Raw genomic sequence first — 25,272 nt, 5'->3', positions numbered from 1 at the left:
ATGAAAAACAAAACTCCGGATTCGGGGATCCACAATCCCAACACAAACCCCACTACTCAGGATACGCTCCCTGCCAAAATGCGCTCCGATCCTGCGGCCAGCTCTGACCATCTCGTCGATGTGCGCGAAGCAAAGCGGTTGTTGAAAAGAGTCACTGCAAAGAAGCTTTACTACCATTGTGCCAAGGGACATCTGCCATTTGTTCGCCAATCAGGGAAGCTGTATTTCTCCGAGACGGTTCTTCGGCACTGGTTCCGCAGGAGTGAATACCAGAAAGATCACAAGATTAACCGTTGACGCTATGGAGATAACCAAGGAGTTGGTCTTGAAGCTCTGTGAGCGAAAAGACCCTAAACGCAAGCGCATGCTTTTTGAGCTGTACCGCGATCTGTTTACCACCACGATGTCAGCCAGGTTCCTTGTGGACGTGATCAACGAAAAGCTCTCGACGGAGGCAGTGTCGCTTTATGATATCAAATACATCCGCGCTAAAATGAAAAAGTGGGGTGACCAACAAATGCCAGTTCAAAAAACTGAAAAGCCCGAAGCTGAGGCTCAACCCAAAGCGGCAATGAAATTTCCCCGCTCCGAGCCTGAGCCATATGTTAAACCATCTAAAAAGTACTAACCGATGAAAAACTTACATTTTATAGTGCAAGCCAAAGGAGGCGTAGGCAAATCCATTTTGATGTACCTGTTTGCCCTCAAACATTATCAAGACCCCAAATGTCTTTTTATTGACGTGGACGCTTCTACGCAGACCAGTACACGTCAGCTGAAATTCGTCCATCAGGATCAATCCGATGTTGCGAACCTGTTAGACGAGAAAGGTCTTTTGATCCGTGATAATTTACTGGCTTATTTGCAGAGTATCGCAAAGGAAGATTTCGAAGAAGCCTATTTCGATTTCGGTGCGCCTGAAAGCGAGCAGCTTCCAGCGCTTATCGAGTACGACATCCCTCTCAAAGCTTTTGCGGAAGCGCTGGGTTTTGAAATCACATTTTATATCGTCATCGGCGGTGGAGGTGCTTACAATCCATCCATCGATTATTTGCTAAGAATGTTTGACCTTGTCAAAACAGACTTTGAAATCGTCGTCTGGCAAAGTATGGTCACCTTTCGCAAGTTTCCGCATCTGACCCAGGAGCTCAAGGAAAACTGTAAGAACTCAGGCCTGGCATTTCGCAGGTTTGGAGATTTTGAGCCTGAGTCATTTCTCGGGGCAGAAATCCTGACAGGCATCCGCAAAGGCCTTGCACTTGATACCTACACCATTGGGCCAAGACTAAGGCTTCAAAGAGAACTTCAAATCAACTTTGCCGATGTCTAGCCAGCCGATCAATAGACAAACCCTGGCCAGGATCAAAGCGGAATACCTGGCCAGGTACGAAATCGAGATGGACGACTGGTCGGCAATCATACTACTGGACAACCAAGCTCAATTTCAAAACATGGATAGCCAGCTCCGGGCAGTTCTGGATGAGAACAAAAAGCTGAGCGGCAAGATCAAGGACTCTGTGAAGATGGTCCAATTCAATTCGATTTGGGAAGCTTTCATCCACGGATTAGGGAAGGGATTGCCGTATTCGATTACTGCACTTGTTCTGGGAATTCTGTACTACGTATACATGAGTACGTATGTGGATTACCAGCGGATCGAGGATTTCGTTTCAGCTTACAAAAATGCCTCGAACTATGCGGCACTGATCAGCGAGGGTGAGACGGAAACGTCAGGCGGCATTGAGTATCTTATTCTCTCGCCTTCAAAACGTGGCAAATATGTGTTCGGAAAGTCTTACGAATTCGACTCGCGACGAAAATTGGTCAAAGTGCCTTTGCAGAGGAAAAATTGATCCAAAAGCGATACAGAAAGGTCTAAATGTGCTCCAAAGGAGTCTTTAAGGGGCATTAAGAGCCAGAAAGTGCTCCAAAGAGTCAAAAAGCAATCCAGAAAAATCACTTAAAGAAAAAATTGAGCCAGAAACGGTCAGGAAAGGTCCTGCGCGGTGGTTTCCTCCACAGCCAGCTATCGCCGGTACGTCGCGAAATGCGACTCCCCGGCGGGAGCTGGCCATGGGAGAACCCCTGGACCCCTGCTATTCGCCTCCGGCTCATAGCTAATCAAAAAAGACACATGGAAAATCAGAAACAAAAAGGCAGACCGCCAAAGGAAAAAGGCATTGCCAAACGGGAACACTTTTCAGTATGGGTGAGCGCTGATCAGAAAAGACGGATCAATGAACTCATAGAGAAAAGCGGGCTTTCCGCCAGTCAATATTTCTTGACCTTGGCGCTGGATGTCCCTTTTAAAAGGCCACAGAAAAGGGCGCTCCCCAAAGCAACTGCTGAAATAGTCAAGGTGCTCCAACAACTTTCGGGCGTCCTATCCCTAGCGGCGCTAAAAACCAAGGGACACCAGATGCTTTCAGACCAGTGGCAGCACAGTAGCCAGCGGATTAGGCTACTCGCTGATCTTATCACCCTTTGGGTGTTTGAAAGCTTTGAGATCCGCAGCATGAAGAAGGCATTCGAAGAACTGCATAAATGGTCAAATGAGCTCAGCTCTTATCTTTCTCAAATGCTGCCTGAAACCGAAGGCAAACATCAGCTGCTTCTAAGATGCAGTGCGACCAGTCGACTGATCGGTGATTTGCAGCAAAAATATGAGGCCTACTATTCGCAGCCTCTTGAAGAGCTCGCGCCCCTCTGGAAATCGGGTGAAACCGATGCACTTTCCGTTCACGCTGAGATTGAAAAAGCTGTAAATGCAACCCTGAAAAAGATGAAATTGTGATTGGAAAGGCGACACTCGGCAGTTACGCTAAAGGGCTCATTCAATACTGCTACTACGACAAGCATGTCTCCCCAAAGATGCGGCAAAGGCTGGACGAACAAGATGTCCGAGGGGAATTGGTTTATATCCAAAACCTGGGTATAAAAATGCAGGCAGACGGGAAGCTGGACCTGGACTATTTGATCAATCAGTTTAACAGTAACCACATGCAAAATACGAACCTGAAAAAATTCATGTGGCACCAGTCTTTTAGCTTCGCGCCGGGCGAAAAGCCGGGCAACGAAACGATCGCCGAGATTTCCACGGAATTCGGCAGGGAGTTTGGGTTTGAACAGAACCAGATGCTGGTTTTCAAGCATGAGGATAGCGCCAATTTGCACTTTCATATCGTTGCCAATCGCATTGATTCGAATGGTAAAAACACCTCAAAGCATTTTCATAACTACGCCAGAACCGGCGAGTTTTGCCGAAGAATGGAACAACGGCTTGAATTAGTGCAGGCACCGGAAATGAGGATCAATAAGCGGCTCGGGCTTGAAAATGTCCTGACCGACAAGCAGTATCTGAAACTTAAATCATCCGTTGACGAGCTTCTAAATTCGGCAGCATCGATCGATGAGCTCAAAGCGAAATTGTTAACCCAGGGGTATAAGACTTATGTTGGAAGAGGGATCGCATTCTATCATATGCAAAAAAATATCAAGATTAAGGGCTCCGACTTAGGACGGAGCTATTCGCTAGCCTCCATTGAAAAACGACTGGCTCAAAACATCGGAATCGAGGTAAAAGAGCAGTTGCAGCAGGTGCAAAAAAGACAGAAAAAGCAGGGCCTTGGCATTTAAATGCCAGTTTCTAGGGAGAATGACTTATTTTAGCCAAAAATAACCAATTGCACCCATGAAGCTTAAAGCAATCAAATTCTTTTCCCCAGAGGAAAACGTATCAAAAGCCAAGGAGACCCGCAAAGAAGCACCGCTTCCAACGGGTTACATTTCTAATACAGGCAAACTTGTCTTTCCGGCAACTGCACTACGTGATCTAGGAATTGATCCTGAGTCCACCAAATTCAAAATCGGCACTCAGGAAGGGAAGCGAAAAATCAAATCCGTATATCTGGTCCCATCTACAAGTTCCGATCAAACTTTCTCATTCGAAAAAAGCGGCCGAGGTCATGTAATTCCATTGGCCATAATTTTAAAAAAAGGTAACGTCAACTTCGAAAGTGAAAAGCTAATTTTCAAAATCTCGACATTTGATTTTGATCAGACCACGAAGGGGTTTGAGCTGGCAATTGAAGCTGAGGCTCCGAAACCTGAATACACAGGTAAGCCACGTGGCAGAAAGCCTCGTCAGCAGGCAGAATAGATCGTTATCGCGACGCGCTAGATTTTCATGATAAGCAAGAAAGCCGCGTCGACGCGGCTTTCTTTTTGTTACTTTTTGCTCAGAAGCTCAACTTTCTCTCGTTCACTTTGAAGCAAACGCTCATAGAGTTTCCTATTTTCTTCATAAGCTTCAATGAGTTTATCCAGTGGATTAAAAGTGCATTTGTAGTTTTCAACGTAGGCCACCGACTCGTTGTGGAAGGTGTTGGCGATAATATTGAAAACAGCCTCTTCGCTAAAATTTTTGATTCCCTCGGCAGGCACACCCAGTATCTTACTGATCTGTTCGAGCAATTCTTCATCAATAGTCTCGCTCTGCTCGATTTTCGACACCGTTTGCTGGCTAACCTTCAATTCGTGCGCGAGGACTTCTTGCTTGAGTCCGCGTAGTTCGCGGATGCGGCCGATCTTGTGACCAATATGATTTGGTTTTGTTGCTGTGCTCATGGTTACAAATAAATGAAATATACTGGCTAAGGTCAACTGTTAACCCGGAAGTATTATACCAGTCATGATTGGTGGAATACAAGGGACCATGGTTCGCTACGTCTGAGTTGTTTGGCTCCTTGCCCTAAAAACTTGGACTATGGAGAATTTAGGTATCAATCCATCACAAAGCTATAACGCCGAAGTAGCACAAGCACTTCAAGAGATATTGGTATTCTTTCAGCCCGGAGATCTAGAATATCTACGCGTAGATTTATGGCACTGGTTGAAAGCTGTGACAGGTGAAAAGCCATTCCTTTTTCGTGGAGAGCCATCAACGGTTATTTCCCTATGGAAGCAGCTGACTAAAATGATAGATACTGGAAGGCTGATCCTGGATACCACCGGCAGGCATGACGATAAAAAGCAGCGAAACAGCTTTCCTGCTTTTAGCGAAGAACAGATTGCTAGCGATTTTCAATACATGCGGGAGATCAAATTGCTAACAGCAAAGTACAATGGAACAATAAGGAGACTGACGCTCGCTGAGTCGGAAAGGCCTGTGTTTTTCATTAAAAGATTCTTTGAGACATACAGCCAGGATGATTGGAACCAGATTTTGGAAGACTGGGTCGAATATGGTTTAAGCAAGATGAGCATCTGCGAGGCGACGGGAGAATGCAATGAGGTACACCAATATGAGCTATTAGAGGCACTCGCAGAAGCTTTTTCCCTAATTTTGAAAGCCGAGTACGAGGTAGGCGACAAGGGTGAAAGCCAAGAAGTGGCATTCGATGTGAATCCCTAAATTGTATCGCATAAATTGGATGTACCCGTCAACATAAACCTAAGTCAGTAATGAAATTGATTTCTTGCATATTTTGCTTGGGACAAATGTTTGTCGCTCTCGATGCATTTGCTCAATCCGGCGCAGGTAGTAATGGCAAAAAAAGATCTAGTCGGTTGGTTTTTCAGCCACGAAGGAACGAGGGCCGATATTGACACTTCTGTAAAGGTAAGTGAGTATAGCGTTGCGCAAATCCGCCACCTACTTTCAAAAATGGAGATGGTGGACCAGCTCTACCGGGACAGATTAATGAGTGTACCTGGCACAGATCAACGGTACTTGGGGTACGTTTCTAAGTTGATAGCAAATGACAAAGCCAACCAGGCGATTTTGACAAAGATTATAGCGCATATGGGATGGCCCAAATTAAGCGTGGTTGGAAGCCAAGGAGTCAATGCCGCATGGTTAGTCGTTTGGCATGCGAAGAGGCCGTATCAGGACCGGTACTTCCCATTAATAAAAAAAGCGCATGAAAACGGTGAAATTCCTGATGCTCATTTCACAACACTGAGAAAGAAACTTGCACCAGCTCATTGAAATTAACGAAGCAGTGCGCTTGCCGTCGCATTTGTAAACAGGCACTTCCAACGTTAGCACTTGCGATGGTGTCTTTTTCGAAAATAACGCGGGGAGCATATGAAGAACCTTACCTTTAAAAAATTCCGTTATTTCGTTTTGGTTCTCGGTTTGTCTGGGTGTCATAACATTCAGCCGAAGGAGAAGGCCGCCTACATTGATAGGGCAGATCCCTTGTTTTGCGGTTGGTGCGGTGGATGGCTTGTGACCATCGATTCAATAATGTATCGGGCGAATGTTCCCGAGCCGTATAAGGGAGGGAATCAGGACGTGTGGATACGATTTGAAAAAGATGAGAGCGACGGAGCGAAAAAACAAGGGAATTGGATCATTATATCGTCGATCCGTCCCAGATAAAATCACCAGACCATGAGAGTTCGAAAATTTCTACGCGCTCCATTTCTGCTGCCGGTACTCCTGGCAGCAGCGGTTTCAAGTTGCCACGGAGACAAAGATCCTGATCCCAGCTGTCAAGAACAGCCGCGAAATGACTCCGGATGTTATCATATTTACCATCCTGTCTGCGGCTGTAACGGCAAAACATATGGCAACGAATGTGAAGCGCTCGCCCATGGCATTACTTCCTACCAAAGCGGTGAGTGTTCAAAATCCAAATAGTCAAACATGCTTGAATGTGATCCCTCGCATTTAAGGTCTCAATTGACATCCCTATGACAAACTACCCGGTCAGCAAGAGCGTTTTAAAGATTGCGTTGACAATGGCATGTCTAGCCTGTAAGGAAGATGCACCGGAGCCACTTAACTGCCCGGATATTTACAGGCCGGTTTGCGGGTCTAACGGAATAACATATGGGAATAGTTGTGAAGCGGAAAGCCACGGAATCGTCTCCTATACCAACGGAAAGTGCTTGTAACCTATTCTCCGTGAAGGCATATTTCGCTTACTTTGCTGCAAACCTGTCCGGAAGTACCTGTGATCAATTATGACGACGTCCAAAGCCAATTCGCCAGCGATGGCTTTTTTGTACTCAATGAGGTTTTTACTGGTGAGGAAGTTAAAATGTTGCTGGAAACTATTTCTAATGCCGATGCCAGTAACGATACATTTCGTCAGAATGGCGATTTATTCGCAATCAGGCAGTTCGTAAAAGAAATTCCGCAGATTCAATTGCAGGTTATGAATCAGCGGCTGGACCATTTGATTGACAGGCTTTTCGGAAACGATTACTTTATCATTAAATCTATCTATTTCGATAAGCCAGAAAAGTCGAACTGGTTTGTGCCTTATCACCAGGACCTTACCATCTCGGTCGACAAAAAAGGTGATTATCCCGGCTTTGGGCCATGGACTGTAAAGCAAGGGCAATTTGCCGTTCAGCCGCCATTGGAGATCTTGGAAGATAATTTTACGATCCGGATTCACCTGGATGATACCGATCAAACAAACGGGGCCCTCCGGGTGGTGCCAGGATCCCATGCCAAAGGAGTGTACCGCGCCGAGGACATCGACTGGTCTGCCGAGCGTGAGGTTATCTGCAATGTCCCGAGTGGCGGAATCATGTTAATGAAGCCGCTATTGCTTCATGCTTCGAGCCGCACAACTTCTAACCATCGCCGTCGTGTGATACACATAGAATTTGGCAGAAAACCATTGCCCGAGGGGCTCTGTTGGTCTGAATTCGCCAGTATTTCTTCGATGCCGAACTGATTTGAAGGAAAACAGGATCAATCGTTGAGAATCTGTTGAAGAAATAAGTGATGGGGTAAAACTTCAATTTTTCCCTTTGTTGGAATCATGTTCTTCCATACCCAATTGTAGTGGTCAATCACCTGATGGGCTCTCAGACCCGGTCTGTCGCCGGTAGTGTGACCATCTTCGATGACGGTTACGTTATAATCCTTGGAAACCGCTGACTGAACCGTGGATTCTACACAGAAATCTGTGGCGCAGCCTGTGATAACTAATTCGTTAACAGCTAGCAGGTCCAGTCTCTTTTTGAGTTCGGAGCGATAGAATACGTCATTGGCATATTTGTCAATGCGGATATCATCGTTATCAATTTTCAGCTCGTCCAGCAATTCCCACTCAGTAGTAAAGGGCACGAACTCGTTCATTGTGCTACCATCATGCTGAATAAACAACACGGGCCAAGATTGCTCGCGAAAGACCGCTGCAAGCAAATTGATTATCTGCACGACTCCTTCGGTGTTGTGACGAGGCGTGGCTTCTGTAAATGAGCCTTTTTGCATATCAATTACCAGAAGCGCTTTTCTATTGAACATCGAAAATTGGATTTAAGTAACGTTACTTGTCGGGGCTGTTTACGACTTCCAGAGCAAATCAATTAATTTTCTCCACTCGAAATAATCGGAAAGCTCTCCGTTCATCAAAACAATCAACCCTTTTTTTGAGAACGGGTCATAAAGCATGTAAGTGGATATACCGGGGCCATGCCCGCTATGGCTGTATGTGGGTGTCTCGGTGTTGAGCAAATACATAAACCAGGTGTGAAATCCCAGGCTCACGTCTTTTGGCGTGAGAAGTTGTACTGACCTGGCTTCAATAACATGCTTGCCAGCATATACGCCATCGTTTGACCAGCAGGCAAGGAACTTCGCCAGATCGTTTATTGTGCAGCGCAGCTGGCCCGCGGGGTAATCAGGATATTTGCCTTGGGGCAGTTTTTGATACCGGCCTAGTGAGTCTGAATACAGATAAGGCACCGCCAGCCGATGTGATTCGGGCGATTCTAAAAGCCAACTGGTATGATTCATTTCCAGCGGAGCGAACAGATGCGTTCTGCAATACTGGTCGAATGGCATTTTCGCAATTCGCTCGACAAGATAACCTAGCAACGCAAAGCCAATATTGGAATATTCGAACCTGCTACCGGGTTCAGCGACGGCAAAATTCTTATTCGCGTGATAATGTTTGCCCCCGACAGATAGATAGTCTGTAAGAAACGTTTCCAATGGGATATCGGCACCCTGATATTCATTCTCCCAAAATGGGAGCAGATAATCCGTGTTATCTGTTATCGACGAGCGGTGCCGCAACAGTTGTCTGAACATGATCGGAGCAGCTGGAAACAATGGATTCACAACTCGGAATGGGAGGGAGCGGTTTATGTCATCATCCAGTTTGAAGTATCCCTTTGCTTCGAGTTGCATAATGGCCGCAGCCGTTATTGTCTTAGAAATAGAGGCTATGTGAAAGACCGTTGAATCTGTCACGGGTATTTTCTGCTCCATGTCCTGGAAGCCGTAATAGCGCGTCCAGGAAACTTGGCCATTTTCAACCTTCGCTGCGGCAAGGCCTGGAACGTGCAGCTCTTTCAACTTCCCGATAACCATCGAGTCAACTTTTGATGTCTGAGCATAAGCTAATCGAGCGAATAGGGAAAATGCAACAAGCAGTAATGGACTTTTCATAAACCGCGGAGGAAATGATACTTGAATGGGAACCGAAGTTAACGATGTGATCAGTGCAAACGAAAGTTACAAAGCAAAAAATGACGGTTGCAAGCCTTTACTCCGTCATCCGGCTTTTTAGCTGGTCGCACAACTCCCAGCCGCACCTTAAACCGCCGTATGGGCTTGCAACCAGGGGGACAAGCCCCGTCATTTTTTCTTTGAGTGGAAGGCAGCGATTGCCCTGAGCACAACGCTGGGGCCAAAGCAACCTAAAATGTCTTTCAATCATGAAAAGTCTCGAAAATGCTCCAAAAATCTATGTGGGAACCTATGGCCAGTACAACAATGGGTCGCTGTTCGGGAAATGGTTTGACCTGACAGACTACGCAGACGTCAAAAAATTCCTGCAAGACTGCCACGAGTTTCATCGAAACGAATTCGATCCGGAGTTGATGTTCCAGGACTGGGAAAATATCCCGGATTTTTTGATATCAGAATGCAGTCTTCATAAAGAGGCGTTCGCTTACTTTGAGGCAACCAGCGAAATGGACAAAGAGACTGCCGAAGCGTTCGAGATTTACTGTAAGCAGATCAATTATTGGCCATCTAATGGCTGCGAGCTGGAAGACCAAATCGAAAGTTTCCGGGAAAGCTACCAAGGATTCTTTGGAGGCTCTGGGAAAGACGCTACAGTTGAATATGCCTATCAATATATCGAAGACACAGGTTTGTTGTCAGGTGTGCCACAGTCTCTTGAAAGGTACTTCGACTACGAAGCCTTCGCTAAAGACTTGTTTTTAGAAGGATACAGCGATCACGAAGGTCATATCTTCACAGATTATTGAAGGCAAGTGCCGTTCGATGCGGCCCGCATCGAACGGCACTTATTCTTTTTGTTCCACCTGGAAAAATAGGAAGCAAGTATCAAGTCCTGACTATTATTTTCCGATCAAAAACATCGACTGCACGTGTCAATCGATGTTTTTGATTGTTAACATAAAATAATGTGCAATGGAAAAGAAGGGCAAGCAATCTGAGGAGAGTTCGGAGTTGTTCATGCATCAACTAGTCACTTTGGCGGATCTTGAAAAGTTTAAAGAGCAAATGCTCTCTGAAATGAGACGGCTGCTGGCAGGTGGAGGCACTCAGCATTCCAAACAATGGCTCAAATCTCGGGAAGTAAGGAAGTTACTTGATGTATCACCGGGCAAGCTGCATGCGATGCGCGCAAGTCGTCAGCTTGCCTTTATGCGGATCGGGGGTGTGATTTATTATGATAGAACTGATATCGATAAGATGTTCGAGAAATTCAAAATTGCGGCATCCAAATGAAATTCAACAACGCCCAACCGGTTTTGGATGCCAGTGTCCCCCGAACGAAGGCCACGTTAGGGTTTATTTTTTGTAGAAGGGATCGATGGCCGGAGAAGCAGCCAGGTTTTTCTGCCATTATCAAAGAATACAATGGCAAAATGTAAATGGTGAGCAGCTAAAAAATTGGGAGAGACCTGCTTGGGCGTGGGTGTGGTACACCAAATGCGCCTGAAAAGGTGACGGGTTGTTAATTTTAACCCCTATCTGTCAGATCAAGTAGTGACTATTGCATAGTCCCTCAAAATATTCTCCAGTCGGGTGGGATTCTATTTTACAGCATCAAAGGCATAGATATTTAAATTCGTACTCACGTATATTTTACCTTTGTTTCCGCTATATGCGGGTAATCCGGTAACAAATCCCCAAAACCAGGAGTCGGAACGTCCCTCTTCATGTTTGTCCGGCGATTCCATGTTCCACAACATTTTCCCCGACTGTATATCAGCAGCCCGCAGCGCATTAGTAGCGATCCAATACACCGTGCCATCTTGGCAGTAGAGATCGCTTGCAAATGCGCTTGATGGTAGCGACCAGCGTTGTGCCCCCGTCGTTTTATCCAGACAGTACAATTTGGCATCGCCCGAGTTAACGAGTAGATTAGAGCCGTCAACAATCATATCCAGGGCTGTTGTGCTGGTTTCCGTAAGCCGAGTTTGCCAAATCCTTTTGCCTGTCATAATCTCATAACAATCTACAGCGGCGCGTGAAGTCATGTAAACAAAGTCCCCATCGATAACAGGCACGACACTCGCAGTTGTGCCGTCTTCGCTAATACCCAGAGGAATTCGGTCATATATCCATTTCTTTGTATCCAAATTGTACATACCGAACAGTGCACGTACGCTAGAGTATTTCACTGCCGGACCCGGCTCTGCGTAGGGTATGATCAAGTAGCTTTTCCCGTCCTTTTTGAATGCATGAAAGTTTACAATCGCACCGCCCATATCCACGCGACCATCAACTTTCTTAAAATACTCATCGCTATACTTCGGCATTGCGATTTGTCGCAGGTCGCCATTCTGATAATTACCCTCATAAATAGCGTCTTTGGCAATATCGAGGGCCATTATTTCTGGGTCGGACGCTTTGATAAAATAACGGTCGTCAAGAAAGGAAGCGTGTGGGCCAATACCAGGTAGCTCGCTCTTCCCCTTCCATATGGTCTTGCCTGCATCCGTGTCAACAAAATACCGGGATCGCCCATCATGTAAAAGCATCCTGCCTTTCTGAACATCAATGCTCTGACGAATGGTGTTGGCGATCCTTTTATCGAACAGGTCGTCCCATTCCCAAATATTTCTTCCTGTTTGTATGTCTTTAAGTTGCAGAAAATTGTCACCATAGCCTTCCGGCGGCGTAGAATTTTTCATCGCCACGCAAAGAAGCCCTTTCCCGTCAACTAAATATCCTCTTGATATTGCTGATAAGCGGGCGCCGTCCGAGATACGAGATTTCCATAAAAAGGGCATTTTAGTAACCACGCCATCCTTGTCGACCTGGGTACCAATCTTCTCCTGATTGCAGCTCTGCAACCAGGAGAAGAACAATATAAATAGTAGCTTACGCATTTATCTGAGGTCAATTTGGAAGTGCCCACTTTGGTCACCGTTATTGAAAACCCAATCCAACGTCGGTCTTACCCTATCCGGTCGCTTAAATTCTCCGTGATTGGTGTTCGGAGCTTCTAGGTGGATCCCTTGCCAGCTACCTCCATCGTTCGTCGCTGATCGTTGGGTTACTACTCCGTCACTCGGATAGTCATGGTACACGGTGTAAGAATGATATACCTGATCTGTACAGTAGTCATCACAATAGCCTGGTGGAGGACTTGAAGCATAGCATGCTTGCCATTGGTTTGCATCGCATGTTACAACAGTTTCATACCACGAAACCAATTCTGTGTAATTCGAACCAATCACTTCCTCCCATCCAGCGTTTGAGTCATTATTAACCCAATTCTTACCTTCTTCCCATTTGCCTTTGCGCCATTGATGGAACCCATGCATAGGCAGGTTTGCCCAACTCAATGCTTCCTCACCATTGGCGATTGTATTATAAATGTCAGCGGCAGTAGATGCAATACTTACTCCCTGATCATCGGTTCCATTATCGGATGAGTATGTTCCGACGGTTCGCCATAAAAGCGGATAAACTTCATTTCCCCAAATTAGTATTTTAGGTACGGTAGCACCCTGGAATTGCACGCCGGATTGATAGTTACTATTGGGGTGCAAATCCACCGCGGTTTGTCCGACGAGGCCGAAGCTATTCATCAACGTACTATTCGCTTTGGAAGCAAGCGTGCCGGAAAAAAGCTGGCCGAGAATACTCACTTGGTGGATTAGTATTCCTAGGTTCGGAAAGATTGGAGGTGCTGTTCCTGCTCCAACTCCCGGTCCGGCCATCATCCGGTCGATACCATTGTTGATGAATGCAGTGTTTGTTCCATCCGAAGCCGATGCAGATATTTTTGCACCTCGCAAAGGCGATCCCATGGTTACTATACCTCTCCAGTGCGAATTGTTCCAGAAACTGACTTGTCTCGCGGCGGTTCCTCCGAGACTATGGCCTATGCCAAGTCTGTTAGCTCCTCCTGTGCTTCCTTGAACTGCAGTTGCCATGTTAGTAATCCCGTTACTCGTATTGTATCCCTGACGGATTGGGGTAACTACTCGTCGCAATGCATTATATAAGCTGTCCACTCTGCGCAACGAGTTCACATCCCCACCGAGACCGTGTATCCAATCGACGCCCCGCGTTTGCTGGCCGTAGGAAAGTGAACGACTCGTGAACAGAGCCGTAAGTGCTGTAAGCAGCATTATCCTGGATCGAGTTAAGATTTTCATCCTTAAATTAGTTTTGATTTACGACAATGTTCATTTTCGAGTAGAAAACCTGTTTGGTTACCTTCGTCCGCAAACCCGTCCTTGGATCTTCGTCAAAGGTTTCACTAATGATTTTCGAAACCTGATTCCCTTCCTCTGGAGAGGAGTAAAATATACTGGATTTGTAAAGCAGCTTATCAGTGCTGCTTTCGAGTAACTTTTCTCCCAGCAGCCTGTGTCTGTCAAAATCATAATATTGCACTGCCATTTTGCTTAGGCTCTCCCCCTGAGCATCAACCTCGCCACTGAATTTTGAAAGATCGAATGTTATCTCGGTAACGGCCCCATTGGCCTTCACAACGGCACCCTTCTCCTGGGCAGTTTTAAGAATTTGAGATTCTGTTATAAGGGGATGTCCGATGATCTCGTTCGAAATCGAATTGTCGCCACCTTTACTTTCAAGCACCTTAGCCACCAGTTTATCGAATCGGCCTGCTTTGAACATTGAATTTCCGACTTCTTCCCCTTTTGAATTGTAAAATGTAGCTACATTATTCCTGACAACTGTTCTGTTTGACAGCACAGACTCGGAAGCTCTTTTTCTTACCGTCGGAGGTAAAAGATCTAATCGTTGCGGGGAAAGCGGCTGTATCGTAAGTTCGTAAGAACCATCGCCATTAATCTGAAAATTGACTTTCTGTCTTTCGATTCTTGGTTGCAACCCGATTTCTGCGAAAACAATGTCGGATTTGGCCGCCTTCGAATCACGAGACTCAATTCGTCCTATTGAGACCGTTTCAACTTCATAGTCAGCTTTAAAAACTGGTTCCCCAGAAAGTCGAGCCGCTCGCTTGCCTTCGTCGGGACTGCTTCGCGTCTCGCTTAGCAGCTGCTTGTCGCAACCACTTAACAACACCGACAATGCACCACAAAAACTCAGGAAAACCGGCCACGCCGATCTACGTACCTGATAGGAAGTTGTTCTCATACCCATTCGTTTAATTTGTAGAATAAATATTTATCGGTTACAAATTAAATCACAATTGAACTATGCTTATCTTGTTATAAAACATCACTTTTGGTTGTTGTTCGACAACATTTTGGCTTGTTGTAGCACAAGAAACTAAGCATTACACTTCGCAATATTTATGAAAGACTCTAAACCTCTTACGTTGCTTTTCGACGCTTTACAATCGGAGGCTTTCGCCGATTTGAAGCACGAATTTTCTTCACTGACTAGTCCTTATCGAGTTAGAAAGGGACGTATTCTTGTGGATGTCGGACAAATAAACGATCACATTTACTTTATTCATTCCGGAGTTATACGCACCTACTATCACATCGGAGGGGAGGACGTGACATCCCGTTTGGTCGCCGATGGCGATATGGCATGCGTCGCAGAAAGCTTTTTTCTGAGGCAGAAATCTAATGAAGCAATCGAGACGTTAGAGGACTGTTTGATTTATTCAGTTTCATATGCGGAGTATAAAATGTTAGCGGAAAGACATGTTTTGATTTCCAATTTGATAGTGAGAATATTGGAGCAACGGTTGGTCAATTTTAGTGAACGTATTAAATTGTTTAAGTCTCTGACGGTCGAAAAGCGCATCGAATCATACCTAGGTCAGCCCAATTCATTGTTCCGCCGTATCCCAGATCACTATATCGCATCTTACCTTGGGACAACTCCCGCAACATTCAGCCGCTGCCTGAAACTGTTGTTACGGGATAAGCCATCTCAGTTGCCTGTATTGACGTTCAATACGATAATTAACATCTTGGCTGGTGACCTCCTGCTTTGAAGCAACCACTAAGAACACCAAGCATGGATGAATATGCGGAGTCGTGCTATCGGATCTTCCATTACTTTTTGGTTAATCAATCGCGCAACAACTCTTCACTCGCCACGGTTGATAGGGACTTGGGAAGTATTCCATTTAATCCTTTTAGTGACACACATCCTGTCAAGTTCGCGGGAAAGCAATGGCCACAACCGGTTCTAATTCAATTACACCAATGCTTTCGATCGGAATGGCCCAAATTTATAGTCGATGTGCGATACGATCCTGAAACAGCGACAAAACTTAGGATCTGACGGTGCAAACAACTCTCCCTTCGTCAGCCACATTGCCAGACATATTGGCTCTTAGTTGAGTGTACACTATGAATCAGAAGGATATGCTTGTCTTCTAAAACAGTGAAAAAATGACGTTTTTGAACGAAAAAAGCGCCCTTTGAGGCGCTTTAGGTGATCCAGCTGTAGGCCTCTTATAGCGAAGCTTCACCTGATCAAGCTGCTAACATCACATTGACGGTGTGAGGCCACCCACCTTGGAGATGTTCAGGATGCTTGTCGGAGTTTCCCGGTTTTAGTAAACAACCGATCTCTTACCAGTCCCACATTTTCACTGATGCGCGATTTCCTCACCCGGCAATAACGCATCGTAGTTCTGATGTTTCTATGACCAAGCATCTTGCTGACGTCTTCTAATGGAACGCCATTATTCAACATCATATCTGCAAAGAAATGCCTGGCATCATGAGTATCTAATCTCCTGATACTTCCCGTGATGTCACGGATATCGCAGAGATCTGCCAGCTCTTTCAAATAGGTGTTGTACCTGAAATTGCTGTTCACTGGGATCAATTTATCGTGTGCTACGCAATAGGGATGATCCTTGTATTTTTCAATCAATTCTTCAACGATAGGCAGTATCGGTACCATTTCGCCGACCTGCGTTTTACCTCGTTTCCGAACCAGCCACCTTTCTCTCTTCGGACCCACAAGCGTTATGCTATCACGAGTGAGACCATAAATGTCCTGGTAAGCAAAACCGGTAAAGCATTGAAAGATGAAAGCGTCGCGCACCTCAGCCAGTCTTTCAACATGCAATTTCTTTCGGTGGATTCGCTCCACCTGTTCGAACTCCAATGGAATTACCTCCACATCGCCGCCGGAGCATTTGAAACCTTCCATCGGGTTGCGCGTTATGAAATCTTTTTTGACGCCGATTTTTACTATCTGCCTGGTCCATTTCACATCCTTGCGAGCAGATACCTCAGCGAGCGGTTTGGGCTTGTAGAGCGTCAGGTATTCGTAGAGCTCTTCGGCAAACAAACCAGATAACTCTGAAAAATTCAGGTCAGATGCTTTGTACTGAAACTTGATGAAAGCTGTAACATGTCTTTTAAGTTTTCGCCAATGTCGCAGTGTGTTGTCCGAACGCATGCCTCGTTGAACCATTAATTCGAATTTCTCGATGTGTTCGTCGAAGGCTTGAAGCAGGGTCTGCTGCTTCTTCGATCCTGGCTGGGGAGCATCGACTTTGTCTTCGACCGGTTTGCCTTTGTAGACGTTTTTGAGCATCGTAGGCGTGATGCATTCAAACTGCGATTGCAGCACCATGAATTGGGATGTCAGCGAGGTGCGCGCCTGATCGATAGCAATGTTGATCAGTTTGGCTTCCATGCCTGACGCAGTAACCTTTTTGGTTTGGTTGCACCAGTCATCGGGGTGCACTTTTTTGCCGAGAGAGATTTCGTCATCGAGGCCATCGATGGTAATCCGGACATAGATCGGCGCTTTGCCGTCTTTGGTTGCTTTGGCTTTGAATAGCCAGAAGAGGATCGAAAGTTTCTGATTGCTTTTCATCCTTCACATTTTTAAGTGATCTAATGTTCCCTGTGGGGACTTCCCGCAGGCGACGCATCGATTTCCTCAAAACCACATCACACAAGCTATTTTCGGAAATTCGGTTACCTAATTTAGAAAATCAAATAGGTAACCGAAACGGTAACCGAATCGGATAGGTTACTTTGATCAGGAATGACTCAAAAATTTTGAAACAAGCTGATTTTCAGAACAATTTAAAACAAAAAAAGCGCCCTTTGAGGCGCTTTCAGTGATCCCGCTGGGATTCGAACCCAGGACCCATACATTAAAAGTGTATTGCTCTACCAGCTGAGCTACGGAATCGGTTTCTATTTGCTTTCGGGGCTTTCGAGACTTTGCAGTTTTGGATTAGCCGTGGCGTTTTCCGTAATTGCGATGCAAAAGTAGAATTCTTTAAAGTATAATGCAAGCGTCAAATAAGAAAAACCTTTTTTTTTCGTTTTTATTCCTGGCTTTTTTCGGACCGGTGACAGCTTTCTGCGCTAATCGGAAGGAGCTCAAAATCGCTGATTCTCTGTTCGCTATCGCCCGGTATCCCGAGGCCCAAATGCTCTATAAAAAAAATTTCAACCTAACCGAAAAAAATAGCCAGGCGCTCCTGTTGAAGCTCGCCTTCCTTGCCGAGAAAACGAACAATTATACCGATTGCCTCTTCTACCTCTCAAAACTGGCCCTGGTACAGCCGTCAAGGCACCTTTTCGAAAAAATGGATAAGCTCGCCAAAGAGCAAAATCTAAGTGGCTATGAATTCGACGATTACAACTATTTCATAATATTTTATCGAAAATATGGTGATTACATTCCGATATTGCTCCTAACTTTGGGCACCTATATCGTTGTCATAATGGTCACAAAGACACGCCGAAAGGAGCCTATTTTGCAGATTCACAAGGTTTCCATTGTAGTTTATCTGCTGGCATTGCTGGGAATATTAAATGTCCCTTCCCTTTATCAAACGTGCATTATAGTGAACGAAAATACCTTCCTGCGCGATGAACCCTCGTCGGCGGCGGGAGTGGTCGAAAGGGTGGGAAAAGGCCATAAACTGACGATTATAGGCTCTGTGGACCACTGGGACAGGGTGATCTGGAATAACCGGATCGTCTATATCCGCAAAAGTGATTTGTGGAACATTTAACGGTCCGATTGGTATCATTTTTGCAACATATGAGTTTGTATGTATATTTAGGAGTCAAATTTTTAATTTAACGCTGTATGAAAAAGCCAATGAAACGTTTTTTACTATTGATCGCAGGAGTTTTGATGTTAGGATTTGTCACTTCCTGTAAAGAGGAAGGGCCTCACAAAGATGACATTGTCAAGTTCTCGGCTGTCATTAATAGTAGTCCAACTGTTCCAAAAGCTACCTCTTCTGCACAAGGCACAGGGGTTTTTGAGTACAACAAGAATACCATGGACCTGAAATACAATATTAATTTCCAAAATATTAAACCCACTTCGGTAACGCTCAACGCTGCCAACCCGGCATGGGAAAGAGGCGGAATCATCCAGACGCTGGCTGAAAACCCAACCGGCCAGGTTACAGGTACCTATAAACTGAAAAACGAGGAGGAGCAAACCCAGTTGATCATGGGAATGATGTACATCAACATTCCTACCGAGGAAAATCCTTACGGGGAAATTCGCGGACAGATTATCGCCGACAAATACGAGGAATAAGCAAAATATACCTATGAAAAAGGCTTTCGGAACGGTTCTGAAAGCCTTTTTTATTGCGCTATTTTTTTCCTTTCTTTTTCTGCCGGGACTCGAATTCCTCCACTTCCCGCATCAGCGCATTCAAATCGTTGGACGCGTCGGCTGTGAAATCGAGCGTCTGGGCATAGTCCGCGGCGCTGATGTCGACCACGGCAATGGGTTTGTCGAGGTATTGCTGGATCTCATCGAGCAGCGGCTTTTCCTCATTGCTGCAAAACGATACGGCAATGCCTTTTTGCATGCCGCGACCGGTCCGGCCTACACGGTGCACGTAGTTTTCGGGCTGCTCGGGGAGGTCGTAATTGATCACGTAATCTACATTCGGAATATCGATGCCGCGGGCGCTGACGTCCGTGGCGATCAGCACTTTCACCTTACCGTTCCGGAACTCGTTCAGAGCGGTAAGCCGGTCGGCCTGCTGCTTGTCCCCGTGAATGGTGAGACTGTCGATCTCCATGCGTTCGAGCGCGTTATGCACGCGTTCGGCGCGTACCTTCGTGCGTACGAACACGAGGATCTTTTTATTCTCATTCTGCCGGATAATCCTTTCCAGGAAAAAACGCTTGTCATCCATTGCCACAAACGCGACGGAATGGTCGATGTTTTTCGCCACCGGATTTTTCGGGGAAATTTGAATGCGGATCGCGTTCCTTACGAGCGAATAGGCCAGTTTCTTAATCTTTTCGTCGATAGTCGCGGAGAAGAACAAGGTTTGCCGTCTTTTGGGCAAATGCCGGATAAGGTCCTGAATGTCTTTGATAAAGCCGAGGTCGAGCATATGATCGGCTTCGTCGAGGATAAGCGTGTCGACGCGGTCCAGCTTGATATAACCCTGGCTCACGAGGTCGAACATCCGCCCCGGCGTCGACACGAGAATGTCGATCCCCTTTTCCAGCTTCGCGATCTGCGGGCCCTGCTCCACGCCCCCGAATACGCTGAAAGCCTTCACTTTCGTGTACCGGGCGATGTTTCCGAACACCTCGGCAATCTGGATCGCCAGCTCCCGTGTAGGCACCATGACCACGCATTTGATGCCCTCCGACCGGCTGGACGACTTCTGCTTATGGAGTTTGTCTACCACAGGGATCGCGAAAGCGGCCGTTTTGCCTGTCCCGGTTTGCGCGATAGCGAGCACGTCTTCTCCCTTCATCACCGCCGGAATCGCTTTGAACTGGATGTCGGTCGGTTTTTTGAACCCCGCCGTTTCCAGGCTCCGTTTGATTTCCGGGGCAATGGGATAGTCTTCAAATTTCATAGTAATAAAGGAGGAAAGCCTGTCCGGGCCTGCCCTTGATTTTTAAATGGAGTGCAAAGATAGCCGGTTATCCGGCAATGCATCAACATATTATATGCCGGGCTCGTAAAACCGGAGGCGGTTCCTTAGTGACGTCACCTCTTTATCGAGTTGCTCGATGCGGTTCAGCAGGCCCTGGATGGCCGCGATGCCTTCGAGGTTGATGTCCAGGTCGTGATGGAGCCGGATAATGCGCTCGATCCGGCTGAGCTGCGGCACCTGTAAAAAGCGGGTGTTGCCTATCGCCACCGTCTCGATGAGGTCGTGTTCCTGCAATGACTCTACAAATGAGTATTCCACTTCATAATTCGAGCAGAATACATCGATAGCAATCAATTGATCATTTTCCATATCGTTTCAGGATTTAGCCAATTCTGTGAACAGTTCTTTTTGCCGCTCGCTGAGGTTGGTAGGAATCTTTATGTCGAAAGTCACGTAAAGGTCGCCGAATTTGCCTTCCTGTTTGTAAACCGGGAAGCCCTTGCCTTTCAGCCGAACGGTGCTGCCATTCTGTGTCTCGGGCTTGACAGGCAGTTTCACCTTGCCGTTCAACGTCTCCACCACCAGCTCACCGCCCAGAACCGCCGTGTACAGATCGAGATCCGCCTTCACATGCAGATCATTGCCCGAACGCCTGAATTTTTCGTCGGCCGCCACGGAAAAGGTAATATACAGATCGCCATTCGGGCCGCCGTTGCTCCCGGGGCCGCCGTGGCCTGCGATCTTGATCGTCTGGCCGTTTTCAACGCCTGCCGGAATCGTAATGCGGATATTCTTGCCATTTACGGTAAGTGTCTGCTTGTGGGTTTCATAAGCCTCCCGCAGGCTCAGCTGGATTTCCGCCTGGTAGTCCTGTCCGCGGAAACGCGCCTGGCGCCCGCCGCCAAAGCCCGAGCCGAACATCGATTCGAAAAAATCCGAGAAACCTTCGCCACCCCCGCCGAACCACTGGCCCTCGTGTCCCCCGGCCTGGCTGCGTGCCTGGCGCGCCCGCTCGAATTCTTCGCTGTGTTGCCAGTCCTTGCCGTATTTGTCGTATTTCTTCCGTTTTTCAGGGTCGCTCAGCACCTCGTTGGCCTCGTTCACCTCCTTGAACTTCTTCTCCGCTTCCTTGTCGTTCGGGTTCAGATCAGGGTGGTATTTTCTCGCCAGTTTTCTGTATGCACTCTTAATGGCCTTCTCGTCGGCATTTTTATCGATTCCAAGAATTTGATAATAATCTACAAAAGCCATAAATATTCAATCTGTTGAAGTGAACAATGGGTAAAACAGCCGGTTCTACTTTCGTGCCAGCATTTTCAGGTACAAATCCTCGACTTTCTTACGCGCCCAGGGAGTTTTTCTCAAAAATTTGAGGCTCGATTTCACACTCGGGTCGTGCTGAAAGCTGTTGATATTCACATAGTAGCCCATTTGCTCCCAGCCGTAATAGTCCACAAGTTCGTGGAGGATAGCTTCCAGCGTTTTGCCGTGAAGCGGATTGTTCGGTTGCGATTCCATTCGTACCGTCAGGAAATGTTGGTGTTCAATTTAAAGTAGATTTCTGTTTATAAATAATTATTATGCAGGTTGATTAGTTCAAAACCTAAAAACCTGTCCAATGGATCAGATCAAATGGGGTATTATCGGTTGCGGAAATGTGACCGAGATAAAAAGCGGGCCTGCATTCGCCAAGGTACCTAATTCCTCGCTGGTGGCGGTGATGCGCCGCGATGGCGCGCTGGCAAAAGACTATGCCGAACGTCACGGCGTACCCAAATGGTACGACGACGCGGATGCGCTCATCAACGATCCCGAGGTCAACGCGGTTTATATTGCCACGCCGCCGGATGCGCACGAAAGCCTCGCCATCAGGGCCATGCAGGCGGGAAAACCGGTCTACATCGAAAAACCGATGGCGCGCAACGCTGCTGAATGCGACCGGATCAATGCGGAAAGCAAACGGACGGGCGTTCCGGTTTTTGTAGCCTATTATCGCCGTGCGCTCGACTACTTCCTGAAAGTGAAGGAGCTTGTCGACAAAAAAGCCATAGGGGACGTCCGGTTTGTGGATATCTGTCTGCAATGGCAACCCTACGAGGAAGAAATAGGCCCCGATGCCAGGCCACGCTGGCGTGTGAAACCGGAAATTTCCGGAGGCGGCCATTTCCACGACCTTGCTTCACACCAGTTCGACTTCCTCGAATTCGTCTTCGGGCCGATTCGCCACGCGTCTGGCATCGCGCGCAACCAGGCGGGCCTGTACGAGGCCGATGATATCGTAGTGGCCAATTTCGAGTTCGAATCGGGTATATTAGGTAAGGGAAGCTGGTGTTTTACGGTGGATAAGGACCAACGCGAGGACCAGACGCAGATTATCGGCTCCAACGGCCGCATTACCTTCTCGTTTTTCGAAAAATTCGATATCCATCTCGAAACGTCCGAAGGCATCGAAGTGTTCCACGTTCCTTACCCGCAACACGTGCAGCAACCGCTCATTAGCCTGATCGTTCAGGAGTTACGCGGTGAAGGAAGAAGTCCGAGCGACGGTGACACCGGTGCGCGTGCCAATCTGATCATGGACCGGATCACACAAAGACAATAATTTTCGCGTTACAGATACAAATGCGCGGGTTATTGCAGTTATTTAAACGATCTACACTACTCTAAATTCATAGTCATGGCCAAAGGAAAAAACCTGGACAAGGGGAGCGCCAAAAAAGAGGCTACTAAAACCCTGAAAGAAAAAAGAGCTGAGAAAAAGGCGAAGAAGGATGGCAAAAAGGACTATTGATCCTTTCCGAATGTCCTCTCCCGGTGGCTCCCGCAAATATGTTGCAGGAGCCATTCGTATTTAATAGATTTCCCGGTTGGTTTTGTATTTGGCCAATCGCTTCCGGGAACGGACAATTTTCGAATGGATCCTGTTCTTTTCGTCGGGCGTCAGGATGTCGTCGGCCAGCGCCTTGTCGATCGTCAGCCGGATTGCATCGTGTTCCCGTTTCAGTTTGGCGTATTCGTTGGCGGTCAGCTTCCGGTTTTTATACGCCGCCTCGACCTGGCCGTTGAGTTTGCGCAGGTCGGCTTTAAAGTTCTGGGAATGGCTGCCGAATGCAATAGATATGGTAAAAAGGCTCGTAAAAACTAACTTCATGGCTGAGAAAAATTCGAGGTAATGTCGTGGTTTTAAACTGATGCGAATATAAGCCTGCGTACAGAAACGGCGCCAGGCCCGCTTCGTAACTGGTGCAGATACTTGCGCAAGTTTCGGGTTGGCTGCCGGCAGCGGCCGTGCCAAATTTGTATCGACAAATTAAAAAATCCAATGAACCAGCAAGCTTATAATTACGAAAAGATCGCGAGAGCCATTGAATACATCGTGGCGAATGCGAAAGGACAGCCGTCGCTTACGGAGGTTGCCGATGAAGTCAGTATCAGCCAGTTCCATTTCCAGCGGGTGTTTTCGGAATGGGCCGGGGTGAGCCCCAAACGCTTCCTGCAATACATTACCGCGGCTTATCTGAAAGAGAAGATCAGGGAATCGAACAATTTGGCCGAACTGGCCGAATCTGCCGGACTTTCCAGCCAGAGCCGCGTTTACGATCACTTTATTTCGATTGAAGGCGTCACGCCGCAAGAGTACAAAAGCGCGGGTAAGGGGCTGGTGATCAGCTATGGCTTCCATGAGACACCGTTCGGAGAATGCTTTTTGGCTGCAACCGACCGGGGTATTTGCGCCATGGCGTTCGTCGAAGAAGCCACCCGCGACCTGCAATTGATAGAACTCGCCCGCAAGTGGCATTATGCCACCATCCGCGCCGACCAGTCGTTGACAGCCGGCTATATCGGGCGCATTTTCAACCGGGATCACCAATCGTTCGAAAAACTACCGCTGCTTGTCCAGGGTACCAATTTTCAGCTGAAAGTATGGGAGGCGTTGTTAAGCATTCCACAGGGCGCCGTGACGACTTACCAGCAGATCGCCGAGAAAATCGGTCATCCGAAAGCCGTTCGGGCAGTCGGATCGGCCGTAGGCGATAACCCGATCGCTTACATTATTCCGTGTCACAGGGTCATCCGTAAAGAGGGCGTTCTTGGCGAATACCGGTGGGGCCGCCTGCGCAAGAAAGCGCTTATCGGGTGGGAGGCAGCCCATCAGGATGAGGAATATTTTGCACAGAAACAGGCCGTCTGAATAGTACAATAAAAATAAATTGTTATTGTAATGGATTGTATGACAATGTTATAATGCTGCTGTAATGCAATTTTTCCGTGTTGGACTGATTATGGATGACGATTTCGGAACTATTAACCAAATCCATACATCAACATGAAAAAGAAACTAATCCTCTCGCTGGCAGTTTTTGCATTGGTTATTGCGGGAACATCGGCAAGCTTTGCACAGTTTTCCCTCGGGTTGCAAGGTGGCGTGGCAAAATCCAACGTGGAAGATTCCAAAACGGTGGCGGGCGGTGGCGTAAACCTTCGCGTATTCGCGTCGCCGCAATTTGCGATCGGGGTGGCCGGCAAGATTTACGCCGACGGTAGCGATTACCGGGTGGCCGGCCAGACGCTGACTACCACGGGAACTCTGACTCCCGTGACCGGTACACTGGACTATTTCTTTACCGATGGCGTGATCCGTCCGTATGTCGGCGGTGACGCAGGTGTGTATTTTTCCAAATACAAGGCGAAATGGAACGGTGAAACGGTACTCGAATCGTCGAAACACAGCAATTTTGGTGCAGCTCCCCGCGCCGGTGTGGTGTTCGCGTTCGGTAACCTGGGTATACAGGTAGAGGGCATTTATCACTTCGTATTTGGCAACAAAAACCATAGCTCGGAAACCGGATCACCCAATAATATCGACTTTGAATCTACTTCCAAATTCGGGGGAGTCAATGTCGGCATCATTTTCGGGTTAGGAGGCAAGTAATCCATTATATGACACTCTGATTGGAACGCGCCGCATCGGCGCGTTTTTTTGTTGTCAGACTTTCCCGAC

General features: G+C 47.1%; 32 protein-coding genes and 1 tRNA gene. 20 read left to right on the top strand and 13 right to left on the bottom strand.

Annotated elements, in window-relative coordinates:
• The 7 genes from ABV298_RS31645 (at position 1) to ABV298_RS31615 (ending at position 4,159) form a co-directional block, all read left to right on the top strand.
• A complete protein-coding gene (locus tag ABV298_RS31645) occupies positions 1-297 on the top strand; it encodes a helix-turn-helix domain-containing protein (protein WP_353720103.1) in 297 nt (98 codons plus the stop codon).
• Positions 298-301: 4 nt separating this feature from the next.
• Entirely contained in the window at positions 302-628 is a 327-nt protein-coding gene (locus ABV298_RS31640; RefSeq protein ID WP_353720102.1) for a hypothetical protein, read from the top strand.
• A 3-nt stretch (positions 629-631) separates the two neighbouring features.
• The gene (locus ABV298_RS31635) at positions 632-1,330 is read left to right on the top strand and encodes a hypothetical protein (RefSeq protein WP_353720101.1); all 699 of its coding nucleotides are present in this window, start codon (positions 632-634) and stop codon (positions 1,328-1,330) included.
• On the top strand, positions 1,323-1,853 hold the full coding sequence (locus ABV298_RS31630) for a hypothetical protein (protein ID WP_353720100.1): 531 nt from the start codon (positions 1,323-1,325) through the stop codon (positions 1,851-1,853). The genes ABV298_RS31635 and ABV298_RS31630 overlap by 8 nt, the downstream gene beginning before the upstream one ends.
• A 281-nt stretch (positions 1,854-2,134) precedes the next feature.
• Entirely contained in the window at positions 2,135-2,794 is a 660-nt protein-coding gene (locus ABV298_RS31625) for a hypothetical protein (protein WP_353720099.1), read from the top strand.
• A gap of 146 nt (positions 2,795-2,940) precedes the next feature.
• Positions 2,941-3,636, top strand: a complete 696-nt coding sequence (locus ABV298_RS31620; protein ID WP_353720098.1) for a relaxase/mobilization nuclease domain-containing protein — start codon at positions 2,941-2,943, stop codon at positions 3,634-3,636.
• A 55-nt stretch (positions 3,637-3,691) separates the two neighbouring features.
• Entirely contained in the window at positions 3,692-4,159 is a 468-nt protein-coding gene (locus ABV298_RS31615) for a hypothetical protein (protein ID WP_353720097.1), read from the top strand.
• 68 nt (positions 4,160-4,227) lie between these two features.
• Here ABV298_RS31615 and ABV298_RS31610 read toward each other — a convergent pair whose 3' ends face one another.
• Positions 4,228-4,626, bottom strand: coding sequence for a helix-turn-helix transcriptional regulator (locus ABV298_RS31610; RefSeq protein ID WP_188929665.1), 399 nt, complete (start codon positions 4,624-4,626; stop codon positions 4,228-4,230).
• A 139-nt stretch (positions 4,627-4,765) separates the two neighbouring features.
• Here ABV298_RS31610 and ABV298_RS31605 point away from each other — a divergent pair, with 139 nt between their 5' ends.
• The 5 genes from ABV298_RS31605 to ABV298_RS31585 all read left to right on the top strand — a co-directional run bounded on the left by ABV298_RS31605 (position 4,766) and on the right by ABV298_RS31585 (position 7,697).
• A complete protein-coding gene (locus ABV298_RS31605; RefSeq protein WP_353720096.1) occupies positions 4,766-5,413 on the top strand; it encodes a hypothetical protein in 648 nt (215 codons plus the stop codon).
• Positions 5,414-5,545: 132 nt separating this feature from the next.
• Positions 5,546-5,989 carry a DUF6624 domain-containing protein gene (locus ABV298_RS31600; protein ID WP_353720095.1) on the top strand — a complete coding sequence of 148 codons (444 nt, stop codon included), beginning with the start codon at positions 5,546-5,548 and terminating at the stop codon, positions 5,987-5,989.
• 408 nt (positions 5,990-6,397) lie between these two features.
• Positions 6,398-6,646: a protease inhibitor Kazal-type gene (locus tag ABV298_RS31595; protein ID WP_353720094.1), complete on the top strand. Its 249-nt coding sequence runs from the start codon at positions 6,398-6,400 to the stop codon at positions 6,644-6,646.
• A 53-nt stretch (positions 6,647-6,699) separates the two neighbouring features.
• Complete coding sequence (locus tag ABV298_RS31590; RefSeq protein ID WP_353720093.1) at positions 6,700-6,903, top strand: Kazal-type serine protease inhibitor family protein; 204 nt, start codon at positions 6,700-6,702, stop codon at positions 6,901-6,903.
• A 59-nt stretch (positions 6,904-6,962) separates the two neighbouring features.
• Positions 6,963-7,697, top strand: coding sequence for a phytanoyl-CoA dioxygenase family protein (locus ABV298_RS31585; RefSeq protein ID WP_353720092.1), 735 nt, complete (start codon positions 6,963-6,965; stop codon positions 7,695-7,697).
• A 17-nt stretch (positions 7,698-7,714) separates the two neighbouring features.
• On the opposite strand, the gene ABV298_RS31580 is transcribed toward ABV298_RS31585, so the two are convergent.
• Together ABV298_RS31580 and ABV298_RS31575 are read right to left on the bottom strand one after the other, a co-directional pair.
• A complete protein-coding gene (locus ABV298_RS31580; RefSeq protein ID WP_353720091.1) occupies positions 7,715-8,272 on the bottom strand; it encodes an isochorismatase family protein in 558 nt (185 codons plus the stop codon).
• Between the two features lie 39 nt (positions 8,273-8,311).
• Entirely contained in the window at positions 8,312-9,421 is a 1,110-nt protein-coding gene (locus ABV298_RS31575; protein ID WP_353720090.1) for a serine hydrolase domain-containing protein, read from the bottom strand.
• A gap of 269 nt (positions 9,422-9,690) precedes the next feature.
• On the opposite strand from ABV298_RS31575, the gene ABV298_RS31570 reads away from it, so the two are divergent.
• Positions 9,691-10,248, top strand: coding sequence for an antirestriction protein ArdA (locus ABV298_RS31570; RefSeq protein WP_353720089.1), 558 nt, complete (start codon positions 9,691-9,693; stop codon positions 10,246-10,248).
• A 166-nt stretch (positions 10,249-10,414) separates the two neighbouring features.
• Positions 10,415-10,735, top strand: a complete 321-nt coding sequence (locus ABV298_RS31565; protein WP_353720088.1) for a helix-turn-helix domain-containing protein — start codon at positions 10,415-10,417, stop codon at positions 10,733-10,735.
• A 308-nt stretch (positions 10,736-11,043) separates the two neighbouring features.
• Here the strand turns inward: ABV298_RS31565 and ABV298_RS31560 are convergent, their stop codons facing one another.
• The 3 genes from ABV298_RS31560 to ABV298_RS31550 form a co-directional block, all read right to left on the bottom strand.
• On the bottom strand, positions 11,044-12,345 hold the full coding sequence (locus ABV298_RS31560) for a PQQ-binding-like beta-propeller repeat protein (RefSeq protein WP_353720087.1): 1,302 nt from the start codon (positions 12,343-12,345) through the stop codon (positions 11,044-11,046).
• Positions 12,346-13,272 (bottom strand): hypothetical protein, encoded by a 927-nt coding sequence (locus ABV298_RS31555; RefSeq protein ID WP_353720086.1) that lies wholly within the window; start codon positions 13,270-13,272, stop codon positions 12,346-12,348. It lies immediately after the preceding gene.
• A gap of 358 nt (positions 13,273-13,630) precedes the next feature.
• Complete coding sequence (locus ABV298_RS31550; protein WP_353720085.1) at positions 13,631-14,590, bottom strand: hypothetical protein; 960 nt, start codon at positions 14,588-14,590, stop codon at positions 13,631-13,633.
• 160 nt (positions 14,591-14,750) lie between these two features.
• Between ABV298_RS31550 and ABV298_RS31545 the strand changes: the two genes are divergently transcribed.
• A complete protein-coding gene (locus ABV298_RS31545; protein ID WP_353720084.1) occupies positions 14,751-15,404 on the top strand; it encodes a Crp/Fnr family transcriptional regulator in 654 nt (217 codons plus the stop codon).
• Between the two features lie 539 nt (positions 15,405-15,943).
• On the opposite strand, the gene ABV298_RS31540 is transcribed toward ABV298_RS31545, so the two are convergent.
• Both ABV298_RS31540 and ABV298_RS31535 read right to left on the bottom strand, forming a co-directional pair.
• The gene (locus tag ABV298_RS31540) at positions 15,944-17,254 is read right to left on the bottom strand and encodes a site-specific integrase (RefSeq protein WP_353720083.1); all 1,311 of its coding nucleotides are present in this window, start codon (positions 17,252-17,254) and stop codon (positions 15,944-15,946) included.
• 251 nt (positions 17,255-17,505) lie between these two features.
• Positions 17,506-17,578 (bottom strand) — tRNA-Lys (locus ABV298_RS31535).
• A gap of 244 nt (positions 17,579-17,822) precedes the next feature.
• Here ABV298_RS31535 and ABV298_RS31530 point away from each other — a divergent pair.
• Both ABV298_RS31530 and ABV298_RS31525 read left to right on the top strand, forming a co-directional pair.
• Positions 17,823-18,413 carry an SH3 domain-containing protein gene (locus tag ABV298_RS31530; protein WP_353720082.1) on the top strand — a complete coding sequence of 197 codons (591 nt, stop codon included), beginning with the start codon at positions 17,823-17,825 and terminating at the stop codon, positions 18,411-18,413.
• 77 nt (positions 18,414-18,490) lie between these two features.
• A complete protein-coding gene (locus ABV298_RS31525) occupies positions 18,491-18,955 on the top strand; it encodes a CHRD domain-containing protein (RefSeq protein WP_353720081.1) in 465 nt (154 codons plus the stop codon).
• A gap of 58 nt (positions 18,956-19,013) precedes the next feature.
• Here ABV298_RS31525 and ABV298_RS31520 read toward each other — a convergent pair whose 3' ends face one another.
• From ABV298_RS31520 to ABV298_RS31505, 4 genes are all read right to left on the bottom strand, one after another.
• Positions 19,014-20,249 carry a DEAD/DEAH box helicase gene (locus ABV298_RS31520; RefSeq protein WP_353720080.1) on the bottom strand — a complete coding sequence of 412 codons (1,236 nt, stop codon included), beginning with the start codon at positions 20,247-20,249 and terminating at the stop codon, positions 19,014-19,016.
• 90 nt (positions 20,250-20,339) lie between these two features.
• Positions 20,340-20,639: a chaperone modulator CbpM gene (locus tag ABV298_RS31515; RefSeq protein ID WP_353720079.1), complete on the bottom strand. Its 300-nt coding sequence runs from the start codon at positions 20,637-20,639 to the stop codon at positions 20,340-20,342.
• Positions 20,640-20,645: 6 nt separating this feature from the next.
• Positions 20,646-21,521, bottom strand: coding sequence for a J domain-containing protein (locus ABV298_RS31510; protein ID WP_353720078.1), 876 nt, complete (start codon positions 21,519-21,521; stop codon positions 20,646-20,648).
• 45 nt (positions 21,522-21,566) lie between these two features.
• Positions 21,567-21,788 (bottom strand): VF530 family protein, encoded by a 222-nt coding sequence (locus ABV298_RS31505; RefSeq protein ID WP_353720077.1) that lies wholly within the window; start codon positions 21,786-21,788, stop codon positions 21,567-21,569.
• Positions 21,789-21,888: 100 nt separating this feature from the next.
• On the opposite strand from ABV298_RS31505, the gene ABV298_RS31500 reads away from it, so the two are divergent.
• A complete protein-coding gene (locus ABV298_RS31500) occupies positions 21,889-22,872 on the top strand; it encodes a Gfo/Idh/MocA family oxidoreductase (protein WP_353720076.1) in 984 nt (327 codons plus the stop codon).
• A gap of 249 nt (positions 22,873-23,121) precedes the next feature.
• Here the strand turns inward: ABV298_RS31500 and ABV298_RS31495 are convergent, their stop codons facing one another.
• Positions 23,122-23,421, bottom strand: coding sequence for a hypothetical protein (locus ABV298_RS31495; RefSeq protein WP_353720075.1), 300 nt, complete (start codon positions 23,419-23,421; stop codon positions 23,122-23,124).
• Between the two features lie 171 nt (positions 23,422-23,592).
• Here ABV298_RS31495 and ABV298_RS31490 point away from each other — a divergent pair, with 171 nt between their 5' ends.
• Both ABV298_RS31490 and ABV298_RS31485 read left to right on the top strand, forming a co-directional pair.
• On the top strand, positions 23,593-24,462 hold the full coding sequence (locus ABV298_RS31490; protein WP_353720074.1) for a methylated-DNA--[protein]-cysteine S-methyltransferase: 870 nt from the start codon (positions 23,593-23,595) through the stop codon (positions 24,460-24,462).
• Positions 24,463-24,597: 135 nt separating this feature from the next.
• Positions 24,598-25,203 (top strand): hypothetical protein, encoded by a 606-nt coding sequence (locus tag ABV298_RS31485; RefSeq protein ID WP_353720073.1) that lies wholly within the window; start codon positions 24,598-24,600, stop codon positions 25,201-25,203.
• Positions 25,204-25,272: the final 69 nt, after the last annotated feature.

The sequence above is a fragment of the Dyadobacter sp. 676 genome (assembly GCF_040448675.1).
Classification (GTDB): Bacteria; Bacteroidota; Bacteroidia; order Cytophagales; family Spirosomataceae; genus Dyadobacter.
The sequence above is the reverse complement of the archived record's forward strand: the minus strand, read 5'-3'. Positions and strand labels throughout refer to the sequence as shown.

Coding starts and splice junctions, on each gene's coding strand:
- ABV298_RS31510 (WP_353720078.1), bottom strand. CDS start 21,521: ATGGCTTTTGTAGATTATTATCAAATTCTTGGAATCGATAAAAATGCC.
- ABV298_RS31580 (WP_353720091.1), bottom strand. CDS start 8,272: ATGTTCAATAGAAAAGCGCTTCTGGTAATTGATATGCAAAAAGGCTCA.
- ABV298_RS31615 (WP_353720097.1), top strand. CDS start 3,692: ATGAAGCTTAAAGCAATCAAATTCTTTTCCCCAGAGGAAAACGTATCA.
- ABV298_RS31610 (WP_188929665.1), bottom strand. CDS start 4,626: ATGAGCACAGCAACAAAACCAAATCATATTGGTCACAAGATCGGCCGC.
- ABV298_RS31630 (WP_353720100.1), top strand. CDS start 1,323: ATGTCTAGCCAGCCGATCAATAGACAAACCCTGGCCAGGATCAAAGCG.
- ABV298_RS31545 (WP_353720084.1), top strand. CDS start 14,751: ATGAAAGACTCTAAACCTCTTACGTTGCTTTTCGACGCTTTACAATCG.
- ABV298_RS31530 (WP_353720082.1), top strand. CDS start 17,823: ATGCTCTATAAAAAAAATTTCAACCTAACCGAAAAAAATAGCCAGGCG.
- ABV298_RS31500 (WP_353720076.1), top strand. CDS start 21,889: ATGGATCAGATCAAATGGGGTATTATCGGTTGCGGAAATGTGACCGAG.
- ABV298_RS31520 (WP_353720080.1), bottom strand. CDS start 20,249: ATGAAATTTGAAGACTATCCCATTGCCCCGGAAATCAAACGGAGCCTG.
- ABV298_RS31560 (WP_353720087.1), bottom strand. CDS start 12,345: ATGCGTAAGCTACTATTTATATTGTTCTTCTCCTGGTTGCAGAGCTGC.
- ABV298_RS31595 (WP_353720094.1), top strand. CDS start 6,398: ATGAGAGTTCGAAAATTTCTACGCGCTCCATTTCTGCTGCCGGTACTC.
- ABV298_RS31605 (WP_353720096.1), top strand. CDS start 4,766: ATGGAGAATTTAGGTATCAATCCATCACAAAGCTATAACGCCGAAGTA.
- ABV298_RS31555 (WP_353720086.1), bottom strand. CDS start 13,272: ATGGGATCGCCTTTGCGAGGTGCAAAAATATCTGCATCGGCTTCGGAT.
- ABV298_RS31495 (WP_353720075.1), bottom strand. CDS start 23,421: ATGAAGTTAGTTTTTACGAGCCTTTTTACCATATCTATTGCATTCGGC.
- ABV298_RS31600 (WP_353720095.1), top strand. CDS start 5,546: ATGGCAAAAAAAGATCTAGTCGGTTGGTTTTTCAGCCACGAAGGAACG.
- ABV298_RS31505 (WP_353720077.1), bottom strand. CDS start 21,788: ATGGAATCGCAACCGAACAATCCGCTTCACGGCAAAACGCTGGAAGCT.
- ABV298_RS31570 (WP_353720089.1), top strand. CDS start 9,691: ATGAAAAGTCTCGAAAATGCTCCAAAAATCTATGTGGGAACCTATGGC.
- ABV298_RS31550 (WP_353720085.1), bottom strand. CDS start 14,590: ATGAGAACAACTTCCTATCAGGTACGTAGATCGGCGTGGCCGGTTTTC.
- ABV298_RS31640 (WP_353720102.1), top strand. CDS start 302: ATGGAGATAACCAAGGAGTTGGTCTTGAAGCTCTGTGAGCGAAAAGAC.
- ABV298_RS31565 (WP_353720088.1), top strand. CDS start 10,415: ATGGAAAAGAAGGGCAAGCAATCTGAGGAGAGTTCGGAGTTGTTCATG.
- ABV298_RS31635 (WP_353720101.1), top strand. CDS start 632: ATGAAAAACTTACATTTTATAGTGCAAGCCAAAGGAGGCGTAGGCAAA.
- ABV298_RS31590 (WP_353720093.1), top strand. CDS start 6,700: ATGACAAACTACCCGGTCAGCAAGAGCGTTTTAAAGATTGCGTTGACA.
- ABV298_RS31620 (WP_353720098.1), top strand. CDS start 2,941: ATGCAGGCAGACGGGAAGCTGGACCTGGACTATTTGATCAATCAGTTT.
- ABV298_RS31490 (WP_353720074.1), top strand. CDS start 23,593: ATGAACCAGCAAGCTTATAATTACGAAAAGATCGCGAGAGCCATTGAA.
- ABV298_RS31625 (WP_353720099.1), top strand. CDS start 2,135: ATGGAAAATCAGAAACAAAAAGGCAGACCGCCAAAGGAAAAAGGCATT.
- ABV298_RS31645 (WP_353720103.1), top strand. CDS start 1: ATGAAAAACAAAACTCCGGATTCGGGGATCCACAATCCCAACACAAAC.
- ABV298_RS31575 (WP_353720090.1), bottom strand. CDS start 9,421: ATGAAAAGTCCATTACTGCTTGTTGCATTTTCCCTATTCGCTCGATTA.
- ABV298_RS31525 (WP_353720081.1), top strand. CDS start 18,491: ATGAAAAAGCCAATGAAACGTTTTTTACTATTGATCGCAGGAGTTTTG.
- ABV298_RS31540 (WP_353720083.1), bottom strand. CDS start 17,254: ATGAAAAGCAATCAGAAACTTTCGATCCTCTTCTGGCTATTCAAAGCC.
- ABV298_RS31515 (WP_353720079.1), bottom strand. CDS start 20,639: ATGGAAAATGATCAATTGATTGCTATCGATGTATTCTGCTCGAATTAT.
- ABV298_RS31485 (WP_353720073.1), top strand. CDS start 24,598: ATGAAAAAGAAACTAATCCTCTCGCTGGCAGTTTTTGCATTGGTTATT.